Annotated in this window: 18 protein-coding genes; 12 read left to right on the top strand and 6 right to left on the bottom strand. The window is 64.4% G+C overall.

What is annotated here, in order from left to right:
- Nucleotides 1-24: 24 nt before the first annotated feature.
- The gene (locus AABA86_RS11220) at nucleotides 25-714 is read right to left on the bottom strand and encodes a redoxin domain-containing protein (protein WP_338306756.1); all 690 of its coding nucleotides are present in this window, start codon (nucleotides 712-714) and stop codon (nucleotides 25-27) included.
- A gap of 204 nt (nucleotides 715-918) precedes the next feature.
- Here AABA86_RS11220 and AABA86_RS11215 point away from each other — a divergent pair, with 204 nt between their 5' ends.
- Entirely contained in the window at nucleotides 919-4,731 is a 3,813-nt protein-coding gene (locus AABA86_RS11215; protein WP_338307182.1) for a YhdP family protein, read from the top strand.
- Between the two features lie 132 nt (nucleotides 4,732-4,863).
- Here AABA86_RS11215 and AABA86_RS11210 read toward each other — a convergent pair whose 3' ends face one another.
- From AABA86_RS11210 to tyrS, 4 genes are all read right to left on the bottom strand, one after another.
- On the bottom strand, nucleotides 4,864-6,558 hold the full coding sequence (locus AABA86_RS11210) for a methyl-accepting chemotaxis protein (protein WP_338306755.1): 1,695 nt from the start codon (nucleotides 6,556-6,558) through the stop codon (nucleotides 4,864-4,866).
- 363 nt (nucleotides 6,559-6,921) lie between these two features.
- Nucleotides 6,922-7,359, bottom strand: coding sequence for a DoxX family protein (locus tag AABA86_RS11205; RefSeq protein WP_338306754.1), 438 nt, complete (start codon nucleotides 7,357-7,359; stop codon nucleotides 6,922-6,924).
- A 219-nt stretch (nucleotides 7,360-7,578) separates the two neighbouring features.
- Complete coding sequence (locus AABA86_RS11200; protein ID WP_338306753.1) at nucleotides 7,579-8,826, bottom strand: MFS transporter; 1,248 nt, start codon at nucleotides 8,824-8,826, stop codon at nucleotides 7,579-7,581.
- 57 nt (nucleotides 8,827-8,883) lie between these two features.
- Complete coding sequence (tyrS, locus tag AABA86_RS11195; RefSeq protein WP_338306752.1) at nucleotides 8,884-10,137, bottom strand: tyrosine--tRNA ligase; 1,254 nt, start codon at nucleotides 10,135-10,137, stop codon at nucleotides 8,884-8,886.
- 165 nt (nucleotides 10,138-10,302) lie between these two features.
- Here tyrS and AABA86_RS11190 point away from each other — a divergent pair, with 165 nt between their 5' ends.
- The 3 genes from AABA86_RS11190 to AABA86_RS11180 all read left to right on the top strand — a co-directional run bounded on the left by AABA86_RS11190 (nucleotide 10,303) and on the right by AABA86_RS11180 (nucleotide 13,246).
- The gene (locus AABA86_RS11190) at nucleotides 10,303-11,406 is read left to right on the top strand and encodes an anhydro-N-acetylmuramic acid kinase (RefSeq protein WP_338306751.1); all 1,104 of its coding nucleotides are present in this window, start codon (nucleotides 10,303-10,305) and stop codon (nucleotides 11,404-11,406) included.
- A gap of 828 nt (nucleotides 11,407-12,234) precedes the next feature.
- Nucleotides 12,235-12,912: a glutathione S-transferase family protein gene (locus AABA86_RS11185; protein WP_338306750.1), complete on the top strand. Its 678-nt coding sequence runs from the start codon at nucleotides 12,235-12,237 to the stop codon at nucleotides 12,910-12,912.
- 10 nt (nucleotides 12,913-12,922) lie between these two features.
- On the top strand, nucleotides 12,923-13,246 hold the full coding sequence (locus AABA86_RS11180) for a DMT family transporter (protein ID WP_338306749.1): 324 nt from the start codon (nucleotides 12,923-12,925) through the stop codon (nucleotides 13,244-13,246).
- On the opposite strand, the gene AABA86_RS11175 is transcribed toward AABA86_RS11180, so the two are convergent.
- A complete protein-coding gene (locus tag AABA86_RS11175) occupies nucleotides 13,243-13,890 on the bottom strand; it encodes an alpha/beta hydrolase (RefSeq protein WP_014495555.1) in 648 nt (215 codons plus the stop codon). The genes AABA86_RS11180 and AABA86_RS11175 overlap by 4 nt on opposite strands.
- Before the next feature lie 347 nt (nucleotides 13,891-14,237).
- Between AABA86_RS11175 and AABA86_RS11170 the strand changes: the two genes are divergently transcribed.
- From AABA86_RS11170 to AABA86_RS11135, 8 genes are all read left to right on the top strand, one after another.
- A complete protein-coding gene (locus AABA86_RS11170; protein WP_338306748.1) occupies nucleotides 14,238-15,380 on the top strand; it encodes a cysteine desulfurase family protein in 1,143 nt (380 codons plus the stop codon).
- A gap of 113 nt (nucleotides 15,381-15,493) precedes the next feature.
- Nucleotides 15,494-16,990: a Fe-S cluster assembly protein SufB gene (gene sufB, locus AABA86_RS11165; protein WP_338306747.1), complete on the top strand. Its 1,497-nt coding sequence runs from the start codon at nucleotides 15,494-15,496 to the stop codon at nucleotides 16,988-16,990.
- 62 nt (nucleotides 16,991-17,052) lie between these two features.
- Nucleotides 17,053-17,805, top strand: coding sequence for a Fe-S cluster assembly ATPase SufC (gene sufC, locus AABA86_RS11160; RefSeq protein WP_338306746.1), 753 nt, complete (start codon nucleotides 17,053-17,055; stop codon nucleotides 17,803-17,805).
- An 11-nt stretch (nucleotides 17,806-17,816) separates the two neighbouring features.
- Nucleotides 17,817-19,121: a Fe-S cluster assembly protein SufD gene (gene sufD / locus AABA86_RS11155; protein WP_212244358.1), complete on the top strand. Its 1,305-nt coding sequence runs from the start codon at nucleotides 17,817-17,819 to the stop codon at nucleotides 19,119-19,121.
- Complete coding sequence (locus AABA86_RS11150) at nucleotides 19,118-20,365, top strand: cysteine desulfurase (protein WP_338306745.1); 1,248 nt, start codon at nucleotides 19,118-19,120, stop codon at nucleotides 20,363-20,365. The genes sufD and AABA86_RS11150 overlap by 4 nt, the downstream gene beginning before the upstream one ends.
- Nucleotides 20,362-20,733 carry an SUF system Fe-S cluster assembly protein gene (locus tag AABA86_RS11145; RefSeq protein ID WP_212244356.1) on the top strand — a complete coding sequence of 124 codons (372 nt, stop codon included), beginning with the start codon at nucleotides 20,362-20,364 and terminating at the stop codon, nucleotides 20,731-20,733. Before AABA86_RS11150 ends, AABA86_RS11145 begins: the two co-directional genes overlap by 4 nt.
- Nucleotides 20,734-20,782: 49 nt before the next feature.
- A complete protein-coding gene (locus tag AABA86_RS11140) occupies nucleotides 20,783-21,181 on the top strand; it encodes a HesB/IscA family protein (protein WP_212244355.1) in 399 nt (132 codons plus the stop codon).
- Between the two features lie 195 nt (nucleotides 21,182-21,376).
- On the top strand, nucleotides 21,377-21,823 hold the full coding sequence (locus AABA86_RS11135; RefSeq protein ID WP_338306744.1) for a TfoX/Sxy family protein: 447 nt from the start codon (nucleotides 21,377-21,379) through the stop codon (nucleotides 21,821-21,823).
- The last annotated feature ends 54 nt before the right edge of the window (nucleotides 21,824-21,877 follow it).

Genomic DNA, 21,877 nt, shown 5'->3' with positions numbered 1-21,877 from the left:
GAACGCGCGAATTTAAAGGACTGGTTAAAGACTTCTTGCCGCTTCCAGCACCTCGTCGGCATGGCCGTCGACCCGGACATTGCGCCAGATCCTGGCCAGTTTGCCATCAGCTCCGACCAGTATCGTGGTGCGAAGAATCCCAAGGAAGCTCTTGCCATACATGGATTTTTCGCCCCACGCGCCATAGGCTTCCAGCATCTGGTGGGTCTCGTCCGAGATCAGGGGGATACCGAGCTTGTGCTTGTCGCGGAACTTCTCCTGGGCCTTTAACGGATCGGCGGAGATGCCGAGCACGGCGGTGCCGGCGGCCGCGAAGGCGCCGGCGAGGCGGGTGAAGTCGATCGCCTCGCGGGTGCAGCCCGGGGTGTCGGCGCGGGGGTAGAAGAACAGGACGAGCTTTCGGCCGGCATAGTCCGCCAATGTGACGACCTCGCCGCCGTCGCGGGGCAGGCGGAAGGCGGGGGCCTTCTGACCCTCTGCCAGGCCCGGCTTCGCCTTCGCGGGCGGGGGCGCCGATTTGGAGGAATTTAACTGTTTCGATGCGGCCCTATGTGATCCTGCTTTTGCTAAGGTCGCGGTTGATTTGCTCGCCGGTGTCCGCTGTGTCTTCGCGGGCTTTGTTGGGGTAGAGGCCCGTGTTTTCAGGGCCTTCTTTTTAGCCGTCGGACTGGCGGAGGGCGTTTTGGACGATTTCTTTCGGGATTTCTGGGACATACGCCTTCCTTTCGACGCTTTCGGCGGGTCAACCGAAACGGTATTGCAGCTCTCGTCCGGTGTGCCGGAATCGCGCCCTCGGCTGGGCAAGTCTGGCGGCGCCGGAGTATGGTTACAAGGAATTCCACGCACCACCCCACTGCTCGTTGAACGCGCTCCCGGGGCGAAATGACGAACAGCAGGAATATTCGAGGTATGGCGGCAATGCCGGCGCAGGGAGCTTCGCTTCCCGTCGACGGCTGCGGTCCCGGCGGCGCTCAATCCTATGACGGGCGCCTGTATCGAGAGGCAATGGCAAGGAATAAGTCGCCCCAGGATTACAATCGGGACTTCGATCGGCGCGGCGTTCAGCAACAGCCGCAGGAATGGGACGACGCCGATTGGGATCCGGATCAGGAGGCGGCCGCGGGCCATCGCGCGCGCCGGCTGTTGTCGCGTTCCCATTCGGGCTTTCATCGCTTCGGTGACGGGTTTGGCGCGTTGCGCCGCTGGCTGGCCGCCGATCGCTGGCTGAAGCGCGTCGTCCTTGTCGTCGGGACTCTCGCCGTCATCTTCGTCGGCTGCTTCGGTGCTTTGTGGTGGCGGCTCGGTGCCGGCCCCATCAATCTCGACATCGCAACGCCATGGCTGGCGGCCGCGATCGAGGACAATATCGGTCACGGCAACACGGTTGAGATCGGAGGCACCCAGATCGAGCGTGCCGGCCGGGTCCGCATCGCCGTCCGTATCCGAGACATCATCGTCCGCGATCGCGATCACGCCATCGTTGCCAGCGCGCCCAAGGCGGAAGTGAAGCTATCGGGTGCGGGCCTCTTGATGGGGCATCTGCGCGCCGAGAGTCTCAATCTGGTCGACGCTGAGCTTGCGATCCGCATCGCGCCCGACGGCACCGTCACCGTGTCCGCCGGCGACACCGCAAAGCCACTGGCAACCGGCGTCGCCTCGAAGAAGGACGCGGGACTGCCGCCGACGTTCCCGCGCAATGGCGTGCCGCCGCCGCCATTCGCCACGGCGCCTGCGGGCCAGGATCCATCTCAAACCGCCTCGCAAGGCCCGCCTCCGGCGACGGCACAAAGCGGCATCCTTCAGGGCCTCGACTGGCTCGACAGTCTGAGCATGACCGGCCTCGACGGCCAGAACCTCAACGAGATCGGTCTGAAGAACGGCAACCTGATCGTCGACGATCAGCAGCGCGGCAGCAAATGGTCGTTTGAGAACATCACGCTCAGCCTGCGCCGGCCGAGCCGCGGAGGCGTCACGCTCAGCCTGGGCGAAGAGGGCGCGCGCCCGTGGATGCTGCGCGCCACGATCGGGCCGGCCGAGAACGGCGTGCGCTCGGTCGACATCAAGGCCGACAAGGTCTCGACTTCCAACATCCTCCTGGCCCTGCGGGTCAAGGATCTCACCTACACGGCCGACCTGCCGCTGACGGGTGAGCTCAAGGGCGAGCTCGGCCGCGATGGTGTGCCGACCTTCTTCCGCGGCAAGATCGCGATCGGCGCGGGCAATATCATCGACACCGACACGCCGGACTATCCGATGGCGATCGACCAGGCCGAGATCAACGTCGAGTGGGACGCCAATCGGCGGGTGCTGGTCGCACCGTTCAAGATCCTGTCGGGCCCGAACCGCCTGACGCTTCTGGCCCATCTCGAGCCGCCCAACGGCACCGTCAATGACTGGCAGCTCGGCTTCAGCGGCGGTTCGATCCTGCTCGGCGGCATCGACAACGAGCCACCGCTCGTCTTCAACCGCATCGCGATCGGCTTCCGCTTCGACACCGACCACAAGCGTCTCTTGCTGACGCAGGCAGACGTCAGCAATGGCGAGATTGGCGTCGCCGGCACGGGTGCCATCGACTATTCCGGCGAGCCGCGGCTGACGCTGGGCTTTGCGGGAACGCCGATGTCGGCCTCCGCGCTGAAGCGGATGTGGCCGACGCTGGTCGTTCCCGAGTTGCGCGAGTGGGTGATCGAGCGGATCGAGCGCGGTACGCTCCAGCGCATCGAGATTGGCGTCAATTCGCCGACGAAGAACCTTCCGCGCAAGGGGCCGCCGATTCCCGACGACGGCCTCTCGGTCAACATCGTGGCGAGCGGCGTCGCGGTCCGTCCCGTGGACGGCATGCCTGTCGTGCACGATGCCGATCTGAAGGCGCGCGTGACCGGCCGCACCGCGACCGTGACCATCGGGCAGGGCATTGCCGATACGCCCGCCGGCCGCAAGGTCACGATTTCCGATTTCGTCTTCGAGGTGCCTGATATGGCGCCCAAGCCGTCGCCGTCGCGGACCAGGTTCCGCGTCGAGGGGCCTGTGCCGGCGGCAGCCGAGATGCTCTCGAATGATCGCCTGAGTGATCTGTCGTCGACCGTCGTCGATCCCAACACCAGCAAGGGGACTTTCACGGCGAACATCCAGCTCGGCCTCCCGGTCAAGGGCGAGCTGACCAAGGCGGACACTACCTACGCCGTCACCGCCGATCTCAACGGTTTTGCCGCCGACAAGCTGGTGATGAACCAGAAGCTGGAGGCCAACACACTCAAGATCGTTGCGAGCAACCAGGGCTACCAGGTCAAGGGCGACGTGAAGATCAACGGGCAGGCGGCCTCGCTCGACTATCGCAAGCCCGCCGAGGGCGACGCGGATGTCAGGTTGCAGGCGACGCTGGATGATGCGAGCCGCGCGCGCCTTGGATTCGATCTCAGCCCCGCCGTCAGCGGATCGTTGCCGATCAAGCTGTCGGGCAAGATCGCGGGCGGTCCCGACCAGACGACGAGGCTCGGCGTCGAGGCCGACCTGACGTCGGTGAAGCTCGACAACATCCTGCCCGGCTGGGTCAAGCTGCCGGGCAAGTCCGGCAAGGCCAGCTTCAAGGTCCTGCCGACCGCGCAATCGACGCGCCTGGAGGACATCGTCATCGAAGGCGGCGGCGCCTCGATCAAGGGCTCGCTCGAGGTCGATGCGAACGGCGACCTCGTGAACGCGAACTTCCCGGTCTATTCGCCGTCGGACGGCGACAAGGCGTCGCTGAAGGTGGAACGCAGCCAGGATGGCGTCGTCAAGGGCACCATGCGCGGCGACGTGTTCGACGGCCGTGGCTTTCTGAAATCGGCGATCTCAGGCAATTCCAAGGACGACAAGAACAACAAGATGAAGAACGTCGATTTCGACATCGACGTGAAGCTCGGTGCCGTCATGGGCTTCAACGGCGAGGCGATGCGCAGCATCGACGCCAAGATGTCGAAACGCAACGGCGCTATCAAGGCCTTCACGCTGAACGGCAGGATCGGCAAGGACACCCCGGTGGCCGCCGATCTGCGCGGCGGGCGTGCGCAGGGCAACCGCGAGGTGATCTACCTTCAGACCAACGATGCCGGCGCGTTGCTGCGGTTCACCGACACCTACACCAAGGCGGTCGGCGGCCAGATGGTGGTGGCGATGGAGCCGCCGACATCCGAGCCGAACACCTCGCGCGAGGGCCTCATCAACGTCCGCGACTTCACGGTGAAGGGCGAGGCGCAGCTCGAACGCGTTGCCGCCGGCGCGCCCAACGGCACCGGCAACGGCGTCTCCTTCAGTGCGCTCCGCGCCGAGTTCACCCGGCAGAACGGCGCGCTGACGGTCCGCGACGGCGTGGTCAAGGGTCCCATGATCGGCGCCACCATCGAGGGCTCGATCGACTATCCCGGCAACCAGGTCTGCATGAGCGGCACCTTCGTGCCGATGTATGGGTTGAACAACATGTTCGGACAGATTCCGGTACTCGGACTGTTCCTGGGGGGCGGCGATAAAGAGGGCCTGATCGGTGTGACCTATGAGGTCGTCGGTACGCCGGCGGCGCCCGTGATGCGCGTCAATCCGGTCTCGGCCATGGTGCCGGGCGTGTTCCGCAAGATCTTCGAGTTCAACACCGGCAAGCAGAACACGCCGTTCGAGGAATTCCCGTCGCAGTCCAACGACGGCTCGACCGGATCGACCCGCCAGCTATCGAGCGGATGTAGCCTGACGCGGCGCTAGAGACGGAACGGTCGTCACCGTCATGGCCGGGCTTGTCCCGGGCCATCTACGTTCTTTGTGCGGCGTGGCTAAACGCGAATGGCCGGGACAAGCCCGGCCATGACGAATGCGGAGGCTTAGGCGCCTGGAAACTTACGCCGCGCGCACGCCCTTTAGGAACGTCCCGACTTCACCCGAGAGCTGTTCGGCCTGCTTGGAGAGGTTGCTGGCTGCGGCGAGCACCATGCCGGCGGCGTTGCCGGTCTCGTTCGCTGCAGTCGAGACGCCGCCGATATTGGTGGTGACTTCCTTGGTGGCTTCCGCGGTCTGCGAGACGCTGCGGGCGATCTCGGCGGTGGCGGCGCCTTGCTCCTCGATGGCGGCGCCGATCGATGTCGCGATGCGGCTGACCTCCTCGATGGTGGCGGTGATGCCGCCGATGGCGTCCACGGCCTCCTTGGTCGCGCCCTGGATCTGGGCGATCTTGTCGCCGATCTCGCGGGTGGCTTCCGCGGTCTGGCTCGCCAGTGACTTCACCTCGGAAGCGACGACGGCAAAGCCGCGGCCGGCTTCGCCGGCGCGCGCGGCCTCGATGGTGGCATTGAGCGCGAGCAGATTGGTCTGGGCGGCGATGCTGGAGATCAGCTCGGCGACATGCTCGATCTGCTGGGCGCCGTCCGAGAGGGCACGCACGATGGTATCGGTGCGGCGGGCGCTGTCCACCGCGCGACCGGTCACTTCGGCGGATTGGGCGACCTGGCGGCTGATCTCGGTGATCGAGGAGGAGAGCTCCTCGGCGGCAGCCGCGACGGTCTGAACGCGCTGGCTGGCTTCGGTGGCGGCCGTGCCGACCACGGCGGCGCGGCGGTTGGTGCCCTCAGCCGTGGATGACATCGATTTCGCGGTGGTCTCGAGCTCGCCGGAGCCGGAGGCCATCAGGCCGACGAGCTGACCGACGGAGGCATCGAAGCGATCGGCGAGGGCGATCAGGGCGTCGCGCTTCTCCTGCTCGCTGCGGGTCTTGGTGGCGACCTGCTCGGCTTCCAGGTTCCGCGCCGTCAGCGCGGTCTGCCTGAGCACTTCGAGTGTCTCGGCCATGCGGCCGATCTCGTCGCCGCGGTCGGTCTCCTCGACCGGCTTGTCGATAGCGCCTTCCGAAATCTCCTGCATGCGGTTCTTCTGGCGGTCGAGCGCGCCGAGCACATCGCGGGCGATCAGCCAGGACAGCGTCGCCATCAGCAGCATCAGGCCGATGCCGATCGCGGCGAGCTCCAGCGTCAGGGCGCGCACGTCGGCGTCGATGTCGTCGACATAGAGGCCGTAGCTGATGGTCGCGTTCCAGGGCGCGAATTTGCGCGCGAAGACGGTCTTGCGCACGGGCTCGGTCTGGCCGGGGCGGGGGTAGAGATAGGAGGTCACTCCGCCCTGCGCGGTCTCGCCGCCAGCCTTGATGATGGCGTCGGCGATCAGGACGCCGTTGGAGTCTTTGGCGCCGGTGATCTTGCCTTCCAGCTGCTGGTTGGCGCCGTTCACCAGGATGGAGGTGTCGGGGTTGTAGACGACGGGGTAGCCCTGGTTGCCGTTGAAGTTCATGCGGCGGCCACGCTGGTGGAACTGGGCTTTGGCGTCAGCCGACGTCAGCTTGCCGGCGGTAACCTCTTCCTGAAGAGATTGCGCGTAGTTGTAGAGCAGCTCTACCGCAGTCCGCATCTGCTGGACCCGGTCCTCCATCATGCGGCTCTTGCTGAGGATGGACGATACGCCGATGATGGCTGTGACTGTGAGAGCTGAAAGACAAACCATGCTGGCGAGCTTGGTCCGGATCTTGAGATGACTCATCAGCTTCATCGCAGCCTCGAAAGAAATGGATGTTATTGCTCGCGTCGGTAGCATGAAGTTCTTACCAATCATGAATGGACGCGTGCGACGTGCTGCCGCGCGCGCAGGCTCCGCAGCCGGATGCGCACGCATGCAGGCGGAAACGCGCTTCGCCAGTGCGTGGCGCGTCAGGTCGCCGAGACAGATGATGTCGGAATGTGGTGGTGACCGAGCCCGGCCGGAGCGGCAATGAACCGATTCGTTCACCGCATCGTCATGGCCGTGCTGCTCGTGGCCGCCCTCGTCCTGATCTGGAACGTGCTGGGCGCGCGCTGAGTCGGCACTGGCAGATCCGCCGGTGCCGACTTGCGTTCAGGTTAATTTGCGAGCGCCTCAGCGCCGTGCGTAGGCGTCACCCGTCGCGCCGCTCTCCTTGCCCATCAGCGCATCGACGCTGACCGAACCGCCGCCGGCGGCCGCGAGGTAGAGGCAGGCGAAGCAGAACAGGATTGCTGCGGTGCCGCCATTGAGCAGCGGCAAGAGCACCGGCGTTTCGCCTTTGAGCATGTGGCCCATGAAGTAAGCGAAGGCCATTTCGCCCGAGAGAATGAAAGCGGCGAGGCGGGTGAACAGGCCGAGCATCAGGAGCGCGCCGAGCACGAGCTCGAGCGCGCCTGCCGTCCAGATCAGCGGCGGGATGTTGGCGAAGTAGGGGAGCACCGGAAACTTGAAGATCTTTGCGATGCCGTACTGGAACAGCAGCAATCCGGTGACGAAGCGAAACAGGCTCAAGAGAACCGGTTGAAAGCGAGTGAGATAGGGAAAGTTCATTGGTTTGCCCTCCATCCAATATTGCGACTTGGACCGCATTCGGTTCTGTCCCGCAAGCCGCTCAGCACCAATTCCGCGCTGACATTTTCGTCATGTCGGACAAAACACCGCAGGCTGCGGTTTCAGCCGCGTGCGATCCACATTTTTTGCGTGTGTTCGCGTCGCCCCGATCCGTAATTCCCCGGTGACACGAATGCGCGCAAGTTACCTCTGAGATACCTACCGCCGCAAGGCGGGCACGATCAGGAACGGGATCATCCCGAGCACCACGCTCGCAAGTGCGAAGGCAAGTAGCGCGTTATACCCGTGGGTCGCGTCATGGATCAGGCCGCCGCTCCAGGAGCCGAACGCCGAGCCGAGGCCGCTGCCGATCGAGATGGTGCCGTAGATGGTGCCGACCCGCTTGCCCTGGAAAATCCTCATCGCGGTGGCGCTGATCAGCGGACCGCGCGAGCCCATCATGCTGCCGAAGCAGACGACGAAGCCGGTGAGCAGCAGGATGTTCGGAGAATACTGCAACAGCCACAGCAGCACGATGCCGAGGATCGAGATCGCGTAGCTCAGCAGCACCGACGGCCGGCGCCCGATCAGGCCGTCGAGCGCGGAGACGCCGAGCATGCCGAATACCAGCACGACGCCGGAGAAGCCCCAGGCGGTCGCAGCCTGCAGCGGCGGGAAGCCGGCATCGATCAGATAGGCCACGATCTGCGCGGCGATCGCGTACATGCCGACGGCAGTGAAGAAGAAGGTCCAGAACAGCGCCCAGAAAGCGTGATGGCGCATGGCACGGAGCAGGGTCCAGCCATTGTCGACGAAATCAGGGTCGGTCCTCTTCACGACATGCGGCGAGCCCGCGGCGAACAGCCGCCACGGCAGCAGCATCAGCGGGAGCAACAGGCCGAGTGCCGTAAAGCCGAACAGCTGGTAGGTGTCGCGCCAGCCGATGTGATCGATCAGGAGCTGCGAAGCCGGCAGCAGCGCCAGCACGCCGCCGCCCATCGCCGAATACACCACCGACATTGCGGTCGGCAGACGGGGCCCGAACCAGCGGCCGAGCAGGATCGAGTTCGGCACGATGCCGATGAAGGCAACGCCGATGCCGACGCAGAGGCCGATCGAGAGCTGGAACTGCCAGAGATGTTGCGCGTGGGCTGCGACCAGGAACGCCGCGCCCAGCAGAAGCAGCCCGAGCGCATAGACGATGCGCGGTCCGGAATGGTCGAACAGGCGTCCGACGAAGGGCGCGGTGAGACCGCTCGCGAGCCAGGTCAGCGAATAGACCGAGACGATCTGCGCGCGGTCCCAGCCAAAACTTTCCGAGATCGGCTTGAGGAATACCGTAAAGCTGTCGCCGAGCCCGCGGCCGAGCACGGCCAGCGTGAAGCACAGAGCGAGCACGACGAGCGCGGTGCGAACAGCGTCCCGCTGATCGCTCGCGACCTTCTCCCTGGGCGTGTTCTGATCCATTGCCCGTCAGGGAGCGCGCATCCGTGCGCCCTGACAAGCAGCGAAAAGCTCATACGCCTATGCAGGCTTAAGGAGGACGTGCTTCTTCTTGCCAAAGGACAGCTTGATCACGCCCTCTGGCGTCAGATTGTTTGCCGACAGCGCCATCTTTTCGTCAGTGACCGGCTCGTCGTTGACGCGAAGGCCGCCGCCCTTGATCTGGCGCCGGGCTTCGCCGTTGGATGCAACGAGGCCCGCCTTGACGAAGGCGTTGAGCACGCCGAGGCCGGCGTCGAACTCGCCGCGCGGAATTTCCACCGTCGGCAGGGTTTCGGCCAGCGCGCCTTCCTCGAAGGTGCGGCGCGCGGTCTCCGCCGCCTCGTTCGCGGCGTCGCGGCCGTGCAGCAGGGCGGTCGCTTCAGTGGCGAGCACCTTCTTGGCCTCGTTGATCTCAGAGCCGCCGAGCGCCTCGAGCTTCTTGATCTCAGCCATCGGCAGCGTCGTGAACAGCTTCAGGAATTTGCCGACGTCGGCATCTTCCGTGTTGCGCCAGTACTGCCAGAAATCATAGGGCGAGAACGCGTCGGCGTTGAGCCAGACCGCGCCTTGCGCGGTCTTGCCCATCTTGGCGCCCGACGCCGTCGTCAGCAGCGGCGTCGTCAGTGCGAACAGCTGATGGGTGCCCATGCGACGGCCGAGATCGACGCCCATGATGATGTTGCCCCACTGGTCCGAGCCGCCCATCTGCAATTTGCAGCCGGTGCGCTTGGCGAGCTCGACGAAGTCGTAGGCTTGGCAGACCATGTAGTTGAACTCGATGAAGCTCATCTCCTGCTCGCGCTCGAGGCGCAGCCGGACGGAGTCCATGGTCAGCATGCGGTTGACCGAGAAGTGCCGGCCGACGTCGCGCAGCATCTCGATCCAGTTCAGCTTGGTCAACCACTCCGCATTGTCGAGCATGATGGCGTCGCTCTTGCCCTCGCCATAGCGCAACACCTTGGCGAACACGCCGCGGATCGATTCCTTGTTGGCCTCGATCTCGGCGACGGTGCGCATCGCACGCGTCTCGTCCTTGCCGGAGGGATCGCCCACCATGGTGGTGCCGCCGCCCATCAGCGTGATCGGCTTGTTGCCGGACTCTTGGAGCCAGTGCAGCATCATCATGGTGAGGTAATTGCCGATGTGCAGCGAGCGGGCGGTGCAATCGTAGCCGACATAGGCGGTCGCCTCGCCCTTGGCGGCGAGCGCGTCCAGCCCCTCGAAATCGGAGCATTGGTGGATGAAGCCACGTTCCTGCAGGGTGTTGAGGAAATCCGATTTAAATGCAGTCATCTGTCGGCGTGCCTGACAATTCTTGGTTTACTGTTTTGGGAGCAATTTAAGGGTCTTCCGTGGGAACTCGATTGCTGCCCGCCACTTTGGCCTGTGGCATTATAAGATGTGTCCCTCTGGCACAAGATCGGCATGCCGGAGGGGGTCTCTTGAGGACGCTGATCCATGATGTTGACGGCACTCGGTTTGATGAGCGGCACCTCGCTGGACGGGGTGGATGTCGCGCTGATCGAAACCGATGGAAAACAGGTGAAGGCATTCGGGCCGTCCGGCTATCGGGCCTATAGCCCGGCGGAGCGCAATCTGCTGCGCCAGGCGCTCTCCGAGGCTGTGCACCTGCTGCAACGTGACGCCCGGCCAGGCATCCTGGCCGAGGCCGAGCGCGCGGTGACACGGGCCCATGCCGAGGCGGTTGCCGCCTTCTTTGCCCAGAACCGCATGAAGCCCGAGGACATCGACATCGTCGGCTTCCACGGCCAGACCGTGCTGCACCGCCCCGAGAAACGGCTGACGGTGCAGATCGGCGACGCGCAGGCGCTGGCGAGAGCGATCCATATCCCCGTGATGCATGATTTCCGCGCCGCCGACGTCGAGGCCGGCGGGCAGGGGGCGCCCTTCGTACCCGTCTACCACCGCGCGCTCGCCAACTCGCTGGATCGCGAGGGGCCGATCGTCGTGGTCAACATCGGCGGCGTCTCCAACATCACCTATATCGACGGCAACGACACGCTGATCGCCTGCGATACCGGCCCCGGCAACGCGCTGCTGGACGATTTCATGTACCGCACCATGAACCAGGCGTTCGATGCGGAAGGAAAGTTCGCAGCGCTCGGGAAGGTGGACGAGGCCTGGATCGCGCGTGCGCTTGAGCTGCCGTTCTTTGCGTTGCCTCCGCCGAAATCGCTGGACCGCAACGATTTCGCGGCGCTGAAGCTTGGTGATGTCCAGCCGGCTGACGGCGCCGCGACCCTGACCGCCTTTACCGCCGCGGCGATTGCCCGGGTCATTCCATTGCTGCCGCGGCGGCCGCGGAGCTGGATCGTCTGCGGCGGCGGCGCCCGCAACCTCACCATGCTGCGGATGCTGCGCGAGCGGGTGGGATCGGCGACCGTCGAGGCCGCCGAGACGCTCGGCTGGGCCTCCGACGCCATCGAGGCCCAGGCCTTCGGCTTCCTCGCCGCCCGCGGCCTGAAGGGCCTGCCGCTGTCCTATCCGGCCACCACGGGGGTGCCGATGCCGATGACGGGCGGGGTGATCGCGCGGCCGTGAGGGCGGCCTCCCGAATGGGGGCAACTGCATCGCCCTTTCAATTGGTTTCCAGATTGCAGACACGCCTTTGCAGTCTCGCGGCAGGTTTCGCCCGAGCCTTGCTGTCGTTCGGCGCCCTCAATCGGACCAGAGAGCGCAGGGAAGGCCGGGCGCCGGCGGCACCCGCAGGTCCGTGGGCGATAAGAACGCACACGGGGTGGACCACAGGTGTGCCGGTCGCCCGGCCTTCCCTGCGCGGATGGTTTTAACGGTGTCCTTCGTGCTCTCCTCGGGGAGCGTTGCACTATTGCCCCCGTCGCCTTGCGGCTGATCGATGCGCGGACCGGTCGGGCCGCCGCATCACCGCGAGACTTGACGCCAGGACCCCGGGCGTCGGGACCACACGACTTCTCCGTCCGCGGACGGCTTGGCCTCAGCGACCGGGGCTTGGTGTGCGCACCCCAGACCATCGACCAGACCGCTGTGACCGCGCCGTGTCGTATGCGCGTTGTGCCGGGACTCACGGTCGCCCGCCCTGTCCTCACGCACCTCGCGCCGGCGCTACCGCGTCCACCGCACCCCGGCCCGCATCTCGTGACGATCGCGAAGCGCCCCTCTGGCAGGGCCGGGATGGCGTGTGTATGCCACAAATCCGAAATTCGGGAAAGTGGAATATTTTTGCGGGCGGGGATTGACGGGTTTTGGGTGTTTTGCCCGACGCGTGCCGATGCCGATGACGGGCAGGGTGATCGGCTGGCCCTAAATTAATGCAATTGCATTGATCTTGACAATTGCATGCAGGTGCATCTATGTTGGGCGCAGCTGCATCGAAACGCCGGGATCTTGGCCATGACCGCTTCGCTCAAACTGATCAGCCACAAGCTTTGTCCCTATGTGCAGCGCGCTGTGGTCGCGCTGAAGGAGAAGGGCGTGCCGTTCGAGCGGATCGACATCGATCTCGCCAACAAGCCCGACTGGTTTCTAAAGCTCTCGCCGCTCGGCAAGGTGCCGGTGCTGATGGTGACGACGGACCATGGCGAGGTCGCGCTGTTCGAGAGCAACGTGATCTGTGAATATATCGAGGAGACGCAAGGCGGCGCGAAGCTGCATCCGGCGGATGCGCTGAAGCGTGCCGAGCATCGCGCCTGGATGGAGTTCGGCTCTGCTATCCTCGGCGATCTCTGGGGACTGGAGACGACGACGGATCCGGCGACCTTCGAAAGCAAGCGGCAGGCGCTCGCCGCGAAATTCGCGCGTGTCGAAGCGGCGCTCGGCGCGGGGCCTTATTTCGCGGGCGATGGGTTCAGCCTGGTCGATGCGGTGTTCGCGCCGATCTTCCGCTATTTCGACCTGTTCGACGAACTGACCGAGCACGGCATCTTCAGCGATCTTCCGAAGATGCGGGCGTGGCGCGCGGAGCTTGCGAAGCGTCCGAGCGTACGAACCGCGGTCGGCGCAGACTATCCTCAATTGCTGCGCGCCTTCCTGGTGCGGCACGACGCGTATCTGCTCAAGCTCGCCGCCTGAGACGACGCCGATGTCGCAATCCTTGGCCTGGCTGATGCTGGTGATCGCAGGCGCGCTCGACGTCGGCTGGGCGGTCTCGATGAAATATGCGGAGGGCTACACGCGCGTAGGTTGGAGCATCGCTTCGCTCGTGCTGCTCGCAGCCTTCGTTGTCCTGCTCGGGCGTGCCCTGAAGGTGCTCGAGGTCGGCGTCGCCTATTCGGTCTGGACCGGCATTGGGGCTGCCGGCACCTTCGTGATGGGCGTGGTGCTGTTCGGCGAGACCTTGAGCGCGATGAAGCTTGCAGGCATCGCGCTCGTCTTGATGGGGATCGCCGCGCTAAAGCTCGCTTAGCGCACGTTGGCCAGGCGCATGTCGAGATAGGCCGTGATGGTTTCCATCAGCGGCTCGAGCTTGGCGTCGAAGAAGTGATTGGCACCGGGGATGACCTGCTGGTCGATCACGATGCCCTTCTGAGTCTTCAGCTTCTCGACCAGGGTGTTGACGTCCTTGGGCGGCACCACCGCATCCTTCTCGCCGTGCACGATCAGGCCTGAGGACGGGCAGGGCGCGAGGAACGAGAAGTCATAGAGGTTCGCCGGCGGCGCGATCGAGATGAAGCCCTCGACCTCGGGGCGGCGCATCAAAAGCTGCATGCCGATCCAGGCGCCGAAGGAGAAGCCGGCAACCCAGCAGGCGCGCGCTTCGGGATTGATGGTCTGTGCCCAGTCGAGCGCGGCGGCGGCATCCGACAATTCGCCGGTGCCGTGGTCGAATGAGCCCTGGCTGCGGCCGACGCCGCGGAAGTTGAAGCGCAACACCGAGAAGCCGCGATGCGCGAACGCATAATAGCACTGGTACACGATCTGATGGTTCATCGTGCCGTGAAACTGCGGATGCGGATGCAGGATCATCGCGATCGGCGCGTTCTTCTGCTTGGCCGGGTGATAGCGGCCTTCGAGACGGCCGGCAGGGCCAGTGAAAATAACTTCAGGCATCGATGATCTCTTGATTGATTTGCTGGAGAGACGATCCTCGGCAATCAACCGATTGTGGCCTCATCGGCGGGTGCCGACGGAAGCGCGAATGAAGGGTGAGAAGGCGCGCCTTGCGGTGATGCGCTAAAGGCGCGCGGTGACTTGACGGTGCGGGTTCTAACATAGGCAGAGGGTCAAAAAGCAAGCATCTTGAACATCACTCAATGGGCTCAAGATGTTAGCGTGTCATGGTCGCGTCATCGGCTGGCGCGGATATGGAATCGCCGTTGCCAAGCGCGTGCCGGGGCGCCATGTCGGGCCGGGTGCGTCCCAAGGGCCGGGTCCCAAGCAAGGTAATATAATACTACATGCGGAACCGCGTTTATCTCGACTGGAATGCGACCGCGCCGCTCCGCGCGGAAGCGCGACGCGCAATGCTCGCCGCCTGGGACCTGGTCGGCAACCCGTCATCGGTCCATGCCGAGGGGCGGGAGGCGCGACGGCTGGTCGAGGAGGCCCGTGCCACGCTGGCAGGAGCGGTAGGGGCACTGCCGCGGAACGTCGTCTTCACCTCCGCTGGAACGGAAGCCAACGCGCTGGCGCTGTCGCCTGGCCTGCGGCGCTCGTCCGGCGGTGCGGTGGTCGAGCGGCTGCTGGTCTCGGCTGTGGAGCACGCTTCGGTGCTGGCCGGTGGCCGGTTCGCGGCGGACAAGATCGGTCTGATTCCGGTGATGCGGGCCGGTGTGGTTGACCTCGACCATCTCAGGAGCCTGCTCGGTGACGGCCCTCCGGCACTGGTTTCGGTCATGGCCGCGAACAACGAAACCGGCGCGCTCCAGCCGGTCGCGGAGGTTGCCCAGATCGTCCATGAGGCCGGCGGCCTCCTGCACGTCGATGCAATCCAGGCGCTTGGAAAAATCCCATTCGAAATCAATGCTATGGGTGCGGATCTTGCGACTTTTTCTGCACATAAGGTCGGCGGCCCCAAGGGGGTCGGCGCCTTGGTCGTCGCGGAGGGAGTGACGGGACTGGAGCCGCTGCTGCGGGGAGGCGGCCAGGAGCTGAACCGGCGCGCGGGAACCGAGAATGTTGCGGGAATCGCGGGCTTTGGCGCTGCGGTGAAGGTCGCGCTTCAGACTCTTTCAGAGGATGCGGAGCAGATGGCAACCCTCAGAATTCGCTTGGAAAATGGCATCCGGGCAATCGCAGGCGCAACGATCTTCTCAGAGGATGTCCGGCGGTTGCCAAATACCGTTCTTTTTACCGCGCCCGGCCTCAAGGCTGAGACCGCCGTGATCGGCTTTGATCTCGAAGGAATCGCAGTCTCCTCGGGTTCGGCCTGTTCCTCGGGCAAGGTCCAGCCGTCCCACGTGCTGTCGGCCATGGGGTATGATCCCGCCGTGGCCCAGGGAGCGGTGCGCCTCAGTCTGGGCTGGTCTACAGAACCGGACGACATCAATAGGGCGTTAGAGGCTTGGCGAAAGCTCGGTAATACCCTACTTAGAGACTAAGCGACGAAACACGGCTTGAACGGTTCTAAGCGCGTGCTTTCGGCCAGAAAACATCGTAATACTCGTCCGAGTTTGATCCACCGCGGTCCTTGAAACCGCGAGCGGAGGATAGAATGCCAGCCGTGCAAGAGACGGTCGAGCGCGTGAAGCGCATCGACGTCGATCAGTATCGTTATGGGTTTGAGACCCTGATCGAGTCCGACAAGGCCCCCAAGGGATTGTCGGAAGAGACCGTCAAGTTCATCTCCGAGAAGAAGAACGAACCTGCCTGGATGCTCCAGTGGCGGCTTGAGGCCTATCGGCGCTGGCTGACCATGACCGAGCCGACCTGGGCGCGCGTCGACTATCCCAAGATCGATTTCCAGGACCTCTATTACTATTCTGCGCCGAAGCCGAAGAAGTCGATCACCTCGCTCGACGAGATCGATCCGGAGATCCTGAAGACCTACGAGAAGCTCGGCATCCCCTTGCGGGAAGTCGCCATGCTCGAAGGTGTGGAACCCAAGCCCGGTGAGGAAGATCCGGCGCGGCGCAAGATCGCGGTCGATGCGGTGTTCGATTCGGTCTCGGTTGCCACCACCTTCAAGGCGGAGCTGAAGAAGGCCGGCGTGATCTTCATGCCGATCTCGGAGGCGATCCGCGAGCATCCCGAACTGGTGCAGAAGTATCTCGGCTCGGTGGTTCCGACCTCGGACAATTTCTACGCGACGCTGAACTCGGCGGTGTTCTCCGATGGCTCGTTCGTCTACGTGCCGCCGGGCGTGCGCTGCCCGATGGAGCTGTCGACCTATTTCCGCATCAACGAGCGCAACACCGGCCAGTTCGAGCGCACGCTGATCATCGCCGACAAGGGCTCCTACGTCTCCTATCTCGAAGGCTGCACCGCGCCGCAGCGCGACGAGAATCAGCTGCACGCCGCCGTGGTCGAGCTCGTCGCGCATGACGACGCCGAGATCAAATATTCGACGGTGCAGAACTGGTACCCCGGCAATTCGGAAGGCAAGGGCGGCATCTACAATTTCGTCACCAAGCGTGGCGACTGCCGCGGCGACCGTTCGAAGATCTCCTGGACCCAGGTCGAAACGGGTTCGGCGATCACCTGGAAGTATCCGAGCTGCATTCTCCGCGGTGACAATTCGAGCGGCGAGTTCTACTCGATCGCGATCTCGAACGGCTTCCAGCAGGTCGACTCGGGCACCAAGATGATCCATCTCGGCAAGAACACGTCGAGCCGCATCATCTCGAAGGGCATCGCAGCCGGCAAGTCGCAGAACACCTATCGCGGACTCGTGACTGCGCATCGGAAAGCCACCGGCGCGCGCAACTTCACCGCCTGTGACTCCTTGTTGATCGGCGATAAATGCGGCGCGCACACTGTGCCGTACATCGAGGCCAAGAACTCCTCGGCGACGTTCGAGCACGAGGCGACGACCTCGAAAATCTCCGAGGACGTGCTGTTCTACTGCATCCAGCGCGGTCTTTCGCAGGAGGAGGCGGTCGGCCTCGTCGTCAACGGCTTCGTCAAGGACGTGCTGCAGCAACTGCCGATGGAATTCGCGGTGGAAGCGCAGAAGCTGATCTCGATCTCGCTTGAAGGGTCGGTCGGCTGATCGCCGACCCTCGCGGTGCGCCTCGGGCGCTCCAACATCAATTGAACAAACTGGATACCAAGATGGCTTTGCTTGAAGTGAAAGACCTCAAGGTTCGTGTCGAGGAGCGTGAAATCCTCCACGGGCTGACGCTGACCGTGAACGAGGGCGAGGTGCACGCGATCATGGGGCCGAACGGTTCCGGCAAATCGACGCTCTCCCACGTCATCGCCGGCAAGCCCGGCTACGAGGTCACCGACGGCCAGATCCTGTTCAAGGGCGAGGATCTCCTGGAGATGTCGCCTGACGAGCGCGCCGCCAAGGGCGTGTTCCTGGCGTTCCAGTATCCGGTCGAAATCCCCGGCGTCGCCACCATGAATTTCCTCCGCACCGCGCTGAACGCGCAGCGCAAGGCCCGCGGCGAGAGCGAGTATTCCACGCCGGACTTCCTGAAGAAGGTCCGCGAAGTCTCGAAGTCGCTGAACATCCCTCAGGACATGCTCAAGCGCGGCGTCAATGTCGGCTTCTCCGGCGGCGAGAAGAAGCGCAACGAGGTGCTGCAGATGGCGCTGTTCGAGCCGAGCCTGTGCATCCTCGACGAGATGGATTCCGGCCTCGACATCGACGCGCTGCGCATTGCTGCCGACGGCGTCAACGCGCTGCGTTCGCCCCAGCGCGCGATGGTCGTCATCACCCATTATCAGCGGCTGTTGAATTACATCGTGCCCGACGTCGTGCACGTGATGTCGAAGGGCCGTGTCGTGAAGAGCGGCGGCAAGGAGCTCGCGCTGGAGCTGGAAGCCTCCGGCTATGCCCAGTTCGAGGACGCCGCGTAAGGAATTTTGCGATGAACGTTGCTGTGGCAAAGACCGGAAAGGGCCGCGCGGTGAGCGATCTCTTCACCAGCGCCGAGGGCCGGCTGCCGGGTTCGACCGCGGTCACCGCCGTGCGACGCGAGGCGTTCGAGACCTATGAGCGTCTCGGCCTTCCGCACCGCCGGATCGAGGAATGGAAATACACCGACCTGCGCGCGCTGGTCGGCGAGGTGCTGCCGCTTGCGGCCAGCCCCGACGCGGCCGCGCTGAAGCGCGCCGCGGACGCTGTGAAGGTGCATGCGATCGCAGGCGCCCGCAAGCTGGTGCTGGTCGACGGCATGTTCGCAGCCGATCTCTCCGACGTGAAGGCGCTGGCCGCCGAGGCGGGCTTCAGCACGCTGCGGGAGACGCTGGAGAAGGATGCCGGTCTGCTGAAGACCGCGTCCACCGATGCCGTGATCGCGCTGAACGCCGCCATGGCGACCGATGGCGTGGTGCTGTCGATTGCCGACGGCGCGCAGCTGTCCGCTCCGATCCAGATCATCCACATTGCGACGGCCGCGTCGGCGTCGGCCTTCACCCGTTCGCAGGTCGCGGTCGGGAAGGGCGCGCGCGTCACCATCATCGAGAGTTTTGTCGCGGCTGGCGCCAAGACTTACCAGGTCCATGACGCTGTGTTGGTGACGGTCGGCGACGATTCCGACGTGGCCCATATCCGCCTGATGGACGATGCGCCTGACGCGCTGAATGTCTCGTCGCACTTCGTCACCGTCGGCGCCAACGTGAAGCTCAACTTCTTCAACATGACGACCGGTGCCGCGGTCAGCCGCCTCCAGGGCTTCATCACGCTGGCGGGCGAGGGCAGCGAGCTCTCGGCCAACGGCGTCAACCTGTTGCAGAAGACCGAGCATGGCGACACCACGCTGGTGGTCGACCACGCCGTGCCGAACTGCGTCAGCCGCGAGATCTTCCGCGCCGTGATCGACGACCGCGCTCATTCGGTGTTTCAGGGCCGCATCATCGTCCGTCCCGATGCGCAGAAGACCGATGGCAAGATGATGACGCGCGCGCTGCTGCTCTCGGATGAAGCCGAGGCCGACAACAAGCCCGAGCTCGAGATTTTCGCTGACGACGTCTCCTGCGGTCACGGCGCCACCGCCGGCGCGCTCGACGACAGCCTCTTGTTCTATCTGAAGGCCCGCGGCCTGCCCGAGAAGCAGGCTCAGGCGCTGCTGATCCAGGCGTTCGTGGGCGAGGCGATCGAGCAGATTGCCGATGACGGCTTGCGCGAGCACGTGATCGGCATCGCCGAGCGCTGGCTGGAGCGGCGCCAATGAGCACGCATCCTGCAGTCAAGAACGGTGCCTATGACGTCGCGCGCGTGCGCCAGGATTTTCCGGCGCTCGCCATGCAGGTCTACGGCAAGAAGCTGGTCTATCTCGACAACGCCGCCTCTGCGCAGAAGCCGAGCTCCGTGCTCGATCGCATGACGCAGGCCTATACGAGCGAATACGCCAACGTGCATCGCGGCCTGCATTATCTCGCCAACGCCGCGACCGAAGCCTATGAGGGCGGCCGCACCAAGGTGGCCCAGTTCATCAACGCGCCCCGTACGGAAGAAGTGATCTTCACCCGCAACGCGACGGAGGCGATCAACCTGGTCGCCTCGTCCTGGGGCGGGCCGAACATCAAAGAGGGCGACGAGATCGTCATCTCGATCATGGAGCACCACTCCAACATCGTGCCCTGGCACTTCCTGCGGGAGCGTCAGGGTGCCGTGATCAAATGGGCGCCGGTGGACGACGAGGGCAATTTCCTCATCGACGAGTTCGAGAAGCTGCTGACCGCCAAGACCAAGCTGGTCGCGATCACGCAGATGTCGAACGCGCTCGGCACCATCGTGCCGGTCAAGGAGGTCGTGAAGATCGCCCACGCGCGCGGCATTCCCGTGCTGGTCGATGGCAGCCAGGGCGCGGTGCATCTGCCCGTCGACGTCCAGGACATCGGCTGCGATTTCTACGTCTTCACCGGCCACAAGGTTTATGGGCCCACCGGCATCGGTATCCTCTGGGCCAAGTACGACCACCTCGTCGCGATGCGTCCCTTCAACGGCGGCGGCGAGATGATCCGCGAGGTCTCGCGCGATGTCGTCACCTATGGCGATCCCCCGCACAAATTCGAGGCGGGCACGCCCGCGATCGTCGAAGCCGTCGGCCTTGGCGCGGCCATCGACTACGTCAATTCGATCGGCAAGGAGCGTATCGCCGCGCACGAGCACGATCTCACCACCTATGCCCAGGATCGGCTCCGCGAGATCAATTCGCTGCGGCTGATCGGCACGGCACGCGGCAAGGGTCCGGTGATCTCCTTCGAGCTGAAGGGCGCGCACGCCCATGACGTTGCTACCGTGATCGACCGCCAGGGCATCGCGGTGCGCGCCGGCACCCATTGCGTCATGCCGCTTTTAGAGCGGTTCAATGTAACGGCCACCTGCCGGGCCTCGTTCGGCATGTATAATACGCGGGAAGAAGTCGATCATCTGGCACAGGCGCTCTTGAAGGCGCGGGATTTGTTCGCATGAGTGACACGGCCGAAATCAAAGCTAGTCCGATGGAAACCCGGTCGGCGCTGCCGCCGGAGGAGACCGAGCGGCTGACCACGGAGATCATCGCCGGGCTGAAGACCGTGTTCGACCCGGAAATCCCGGCCGACATCTACGAGCTCGGCCTGATCTACAAGGTCGAAATCAAGGACGATCGCTCCGTCGACGTCCAGATGACGCTGACGACGCCGAACTGCCCGGCCGCCGGCGAGCTGCCGACCATGGTCGAGAACGCGGTTGCCAGCGTCCCCGGCGTCGGCGTGGTCGACGTCAAGGTCGTCTGGGAGCCGCCGTGGACGCCCGAACGCATGAGCGACGAGGCGCGCCTCGTGCTCAACATGTGGTGACGGTCTCTGCTCGCATTGAATTCGCTCCGCAACGGACCAGATACATAACATGACCCAGGCAACACCAGTTTCGACACCAAAGCCCCGGCGGCCCCGCCCGCAGGTGATGCGGCTGACGGACGCTGCTGCCCAGCGCATCACCGAGCTGACCCAGCGCGCCGATTCCGAGATCGTCGGCCTGCGCGTCGGCGTGAAGAACGGCGGTTGCGCCGGCCAGTCCTACACGGTCGAATACGCCCATGATGTCCGCCCGACCGACGAGGTCGTCGAGGACAAGGGCGTCAAGATCCTGGTCGACCCCAAGGCCGTGCTGTTCCTGCTCGGCACCGAGATGGACTACAAGGCCGACAAGATGCAGGCCCAGTTCGTCTTCAACAATCCCAACCAGATTTCCGCCTGCGGCTGCGGCGAGTCGGTTGAGCTGCGGCCGGCCAAGATCGACGGGTAAGCCCGGCTCGCGCCGTCGTCCCGGCGAATGCCGGGACCGATACCGCGTGATCTTTCGATAGTAGAAGATATCCGTACCGCGTGGCGTCGCTTCCAGTCTTCGCTAAACTGCTCCCTGTGGTTATCGCGACGAGCGCGAAGCGCTCGCGCTGGGATCCCGGCGTTCGCCGGGACGACGATGGGGAGATAGCTTGGCATGGACCGCGAATTCCTGACCGACCTGTTCGCCGATTTCGGCCCCGTCACCATCCGAAAGACGTTCTCCGGCTACGGCATCTCCGCCGACGGCATCAACTTCGCGCTGTCGTTGCGTGCCGGCCTGTTCTTGCGCGCCGACGAGGTGACGATCCCGGACTTTGAAGCCGAAGGCTCTAAGCCGTTCCAGTACTCGACCCGGGCCAAGACCGTGGTGGTCAACTCCTATTGGGAGCTGCCGGCGCGCCTGTTCGACGATTCCGCCGAGCTCGCACAATGGGCGAGGGCGGCGCTCGCCGCAGCCCAGCGCGCCAAGGTGAGGACGCGGCCGAAAGCGAAGAAGGCGAACAAGCCGGCGAAGAAGGTCGCGCCGAAGAAACTCGTTGCCAAGAAGGCGGCCAAGAAAACCGTGCGTAGGGTGGGCAAAGCGAAGCGTGCCCACGGTTAGGCTGCTGGTTGTCGAGAGATGGTGGCACGGCGCCTGCGCGCCTTTGCCCACCCT

The organism is Bradyrhizobium sp. TM233 (assembly GCF_036247965.1).
GTDB lineage: Bacteria > Pseudomonadota > Alphaproteobacteria > Rhizobiales > Xanthobacteraceae > Bradyrhizobium > Bradyrhizobium ottawaense.
The sequence above is the reverse complement of the archived record's forward strand: the minus strand, read 5'-3'. Positions and strand labels throughout refer to the sequence as shown.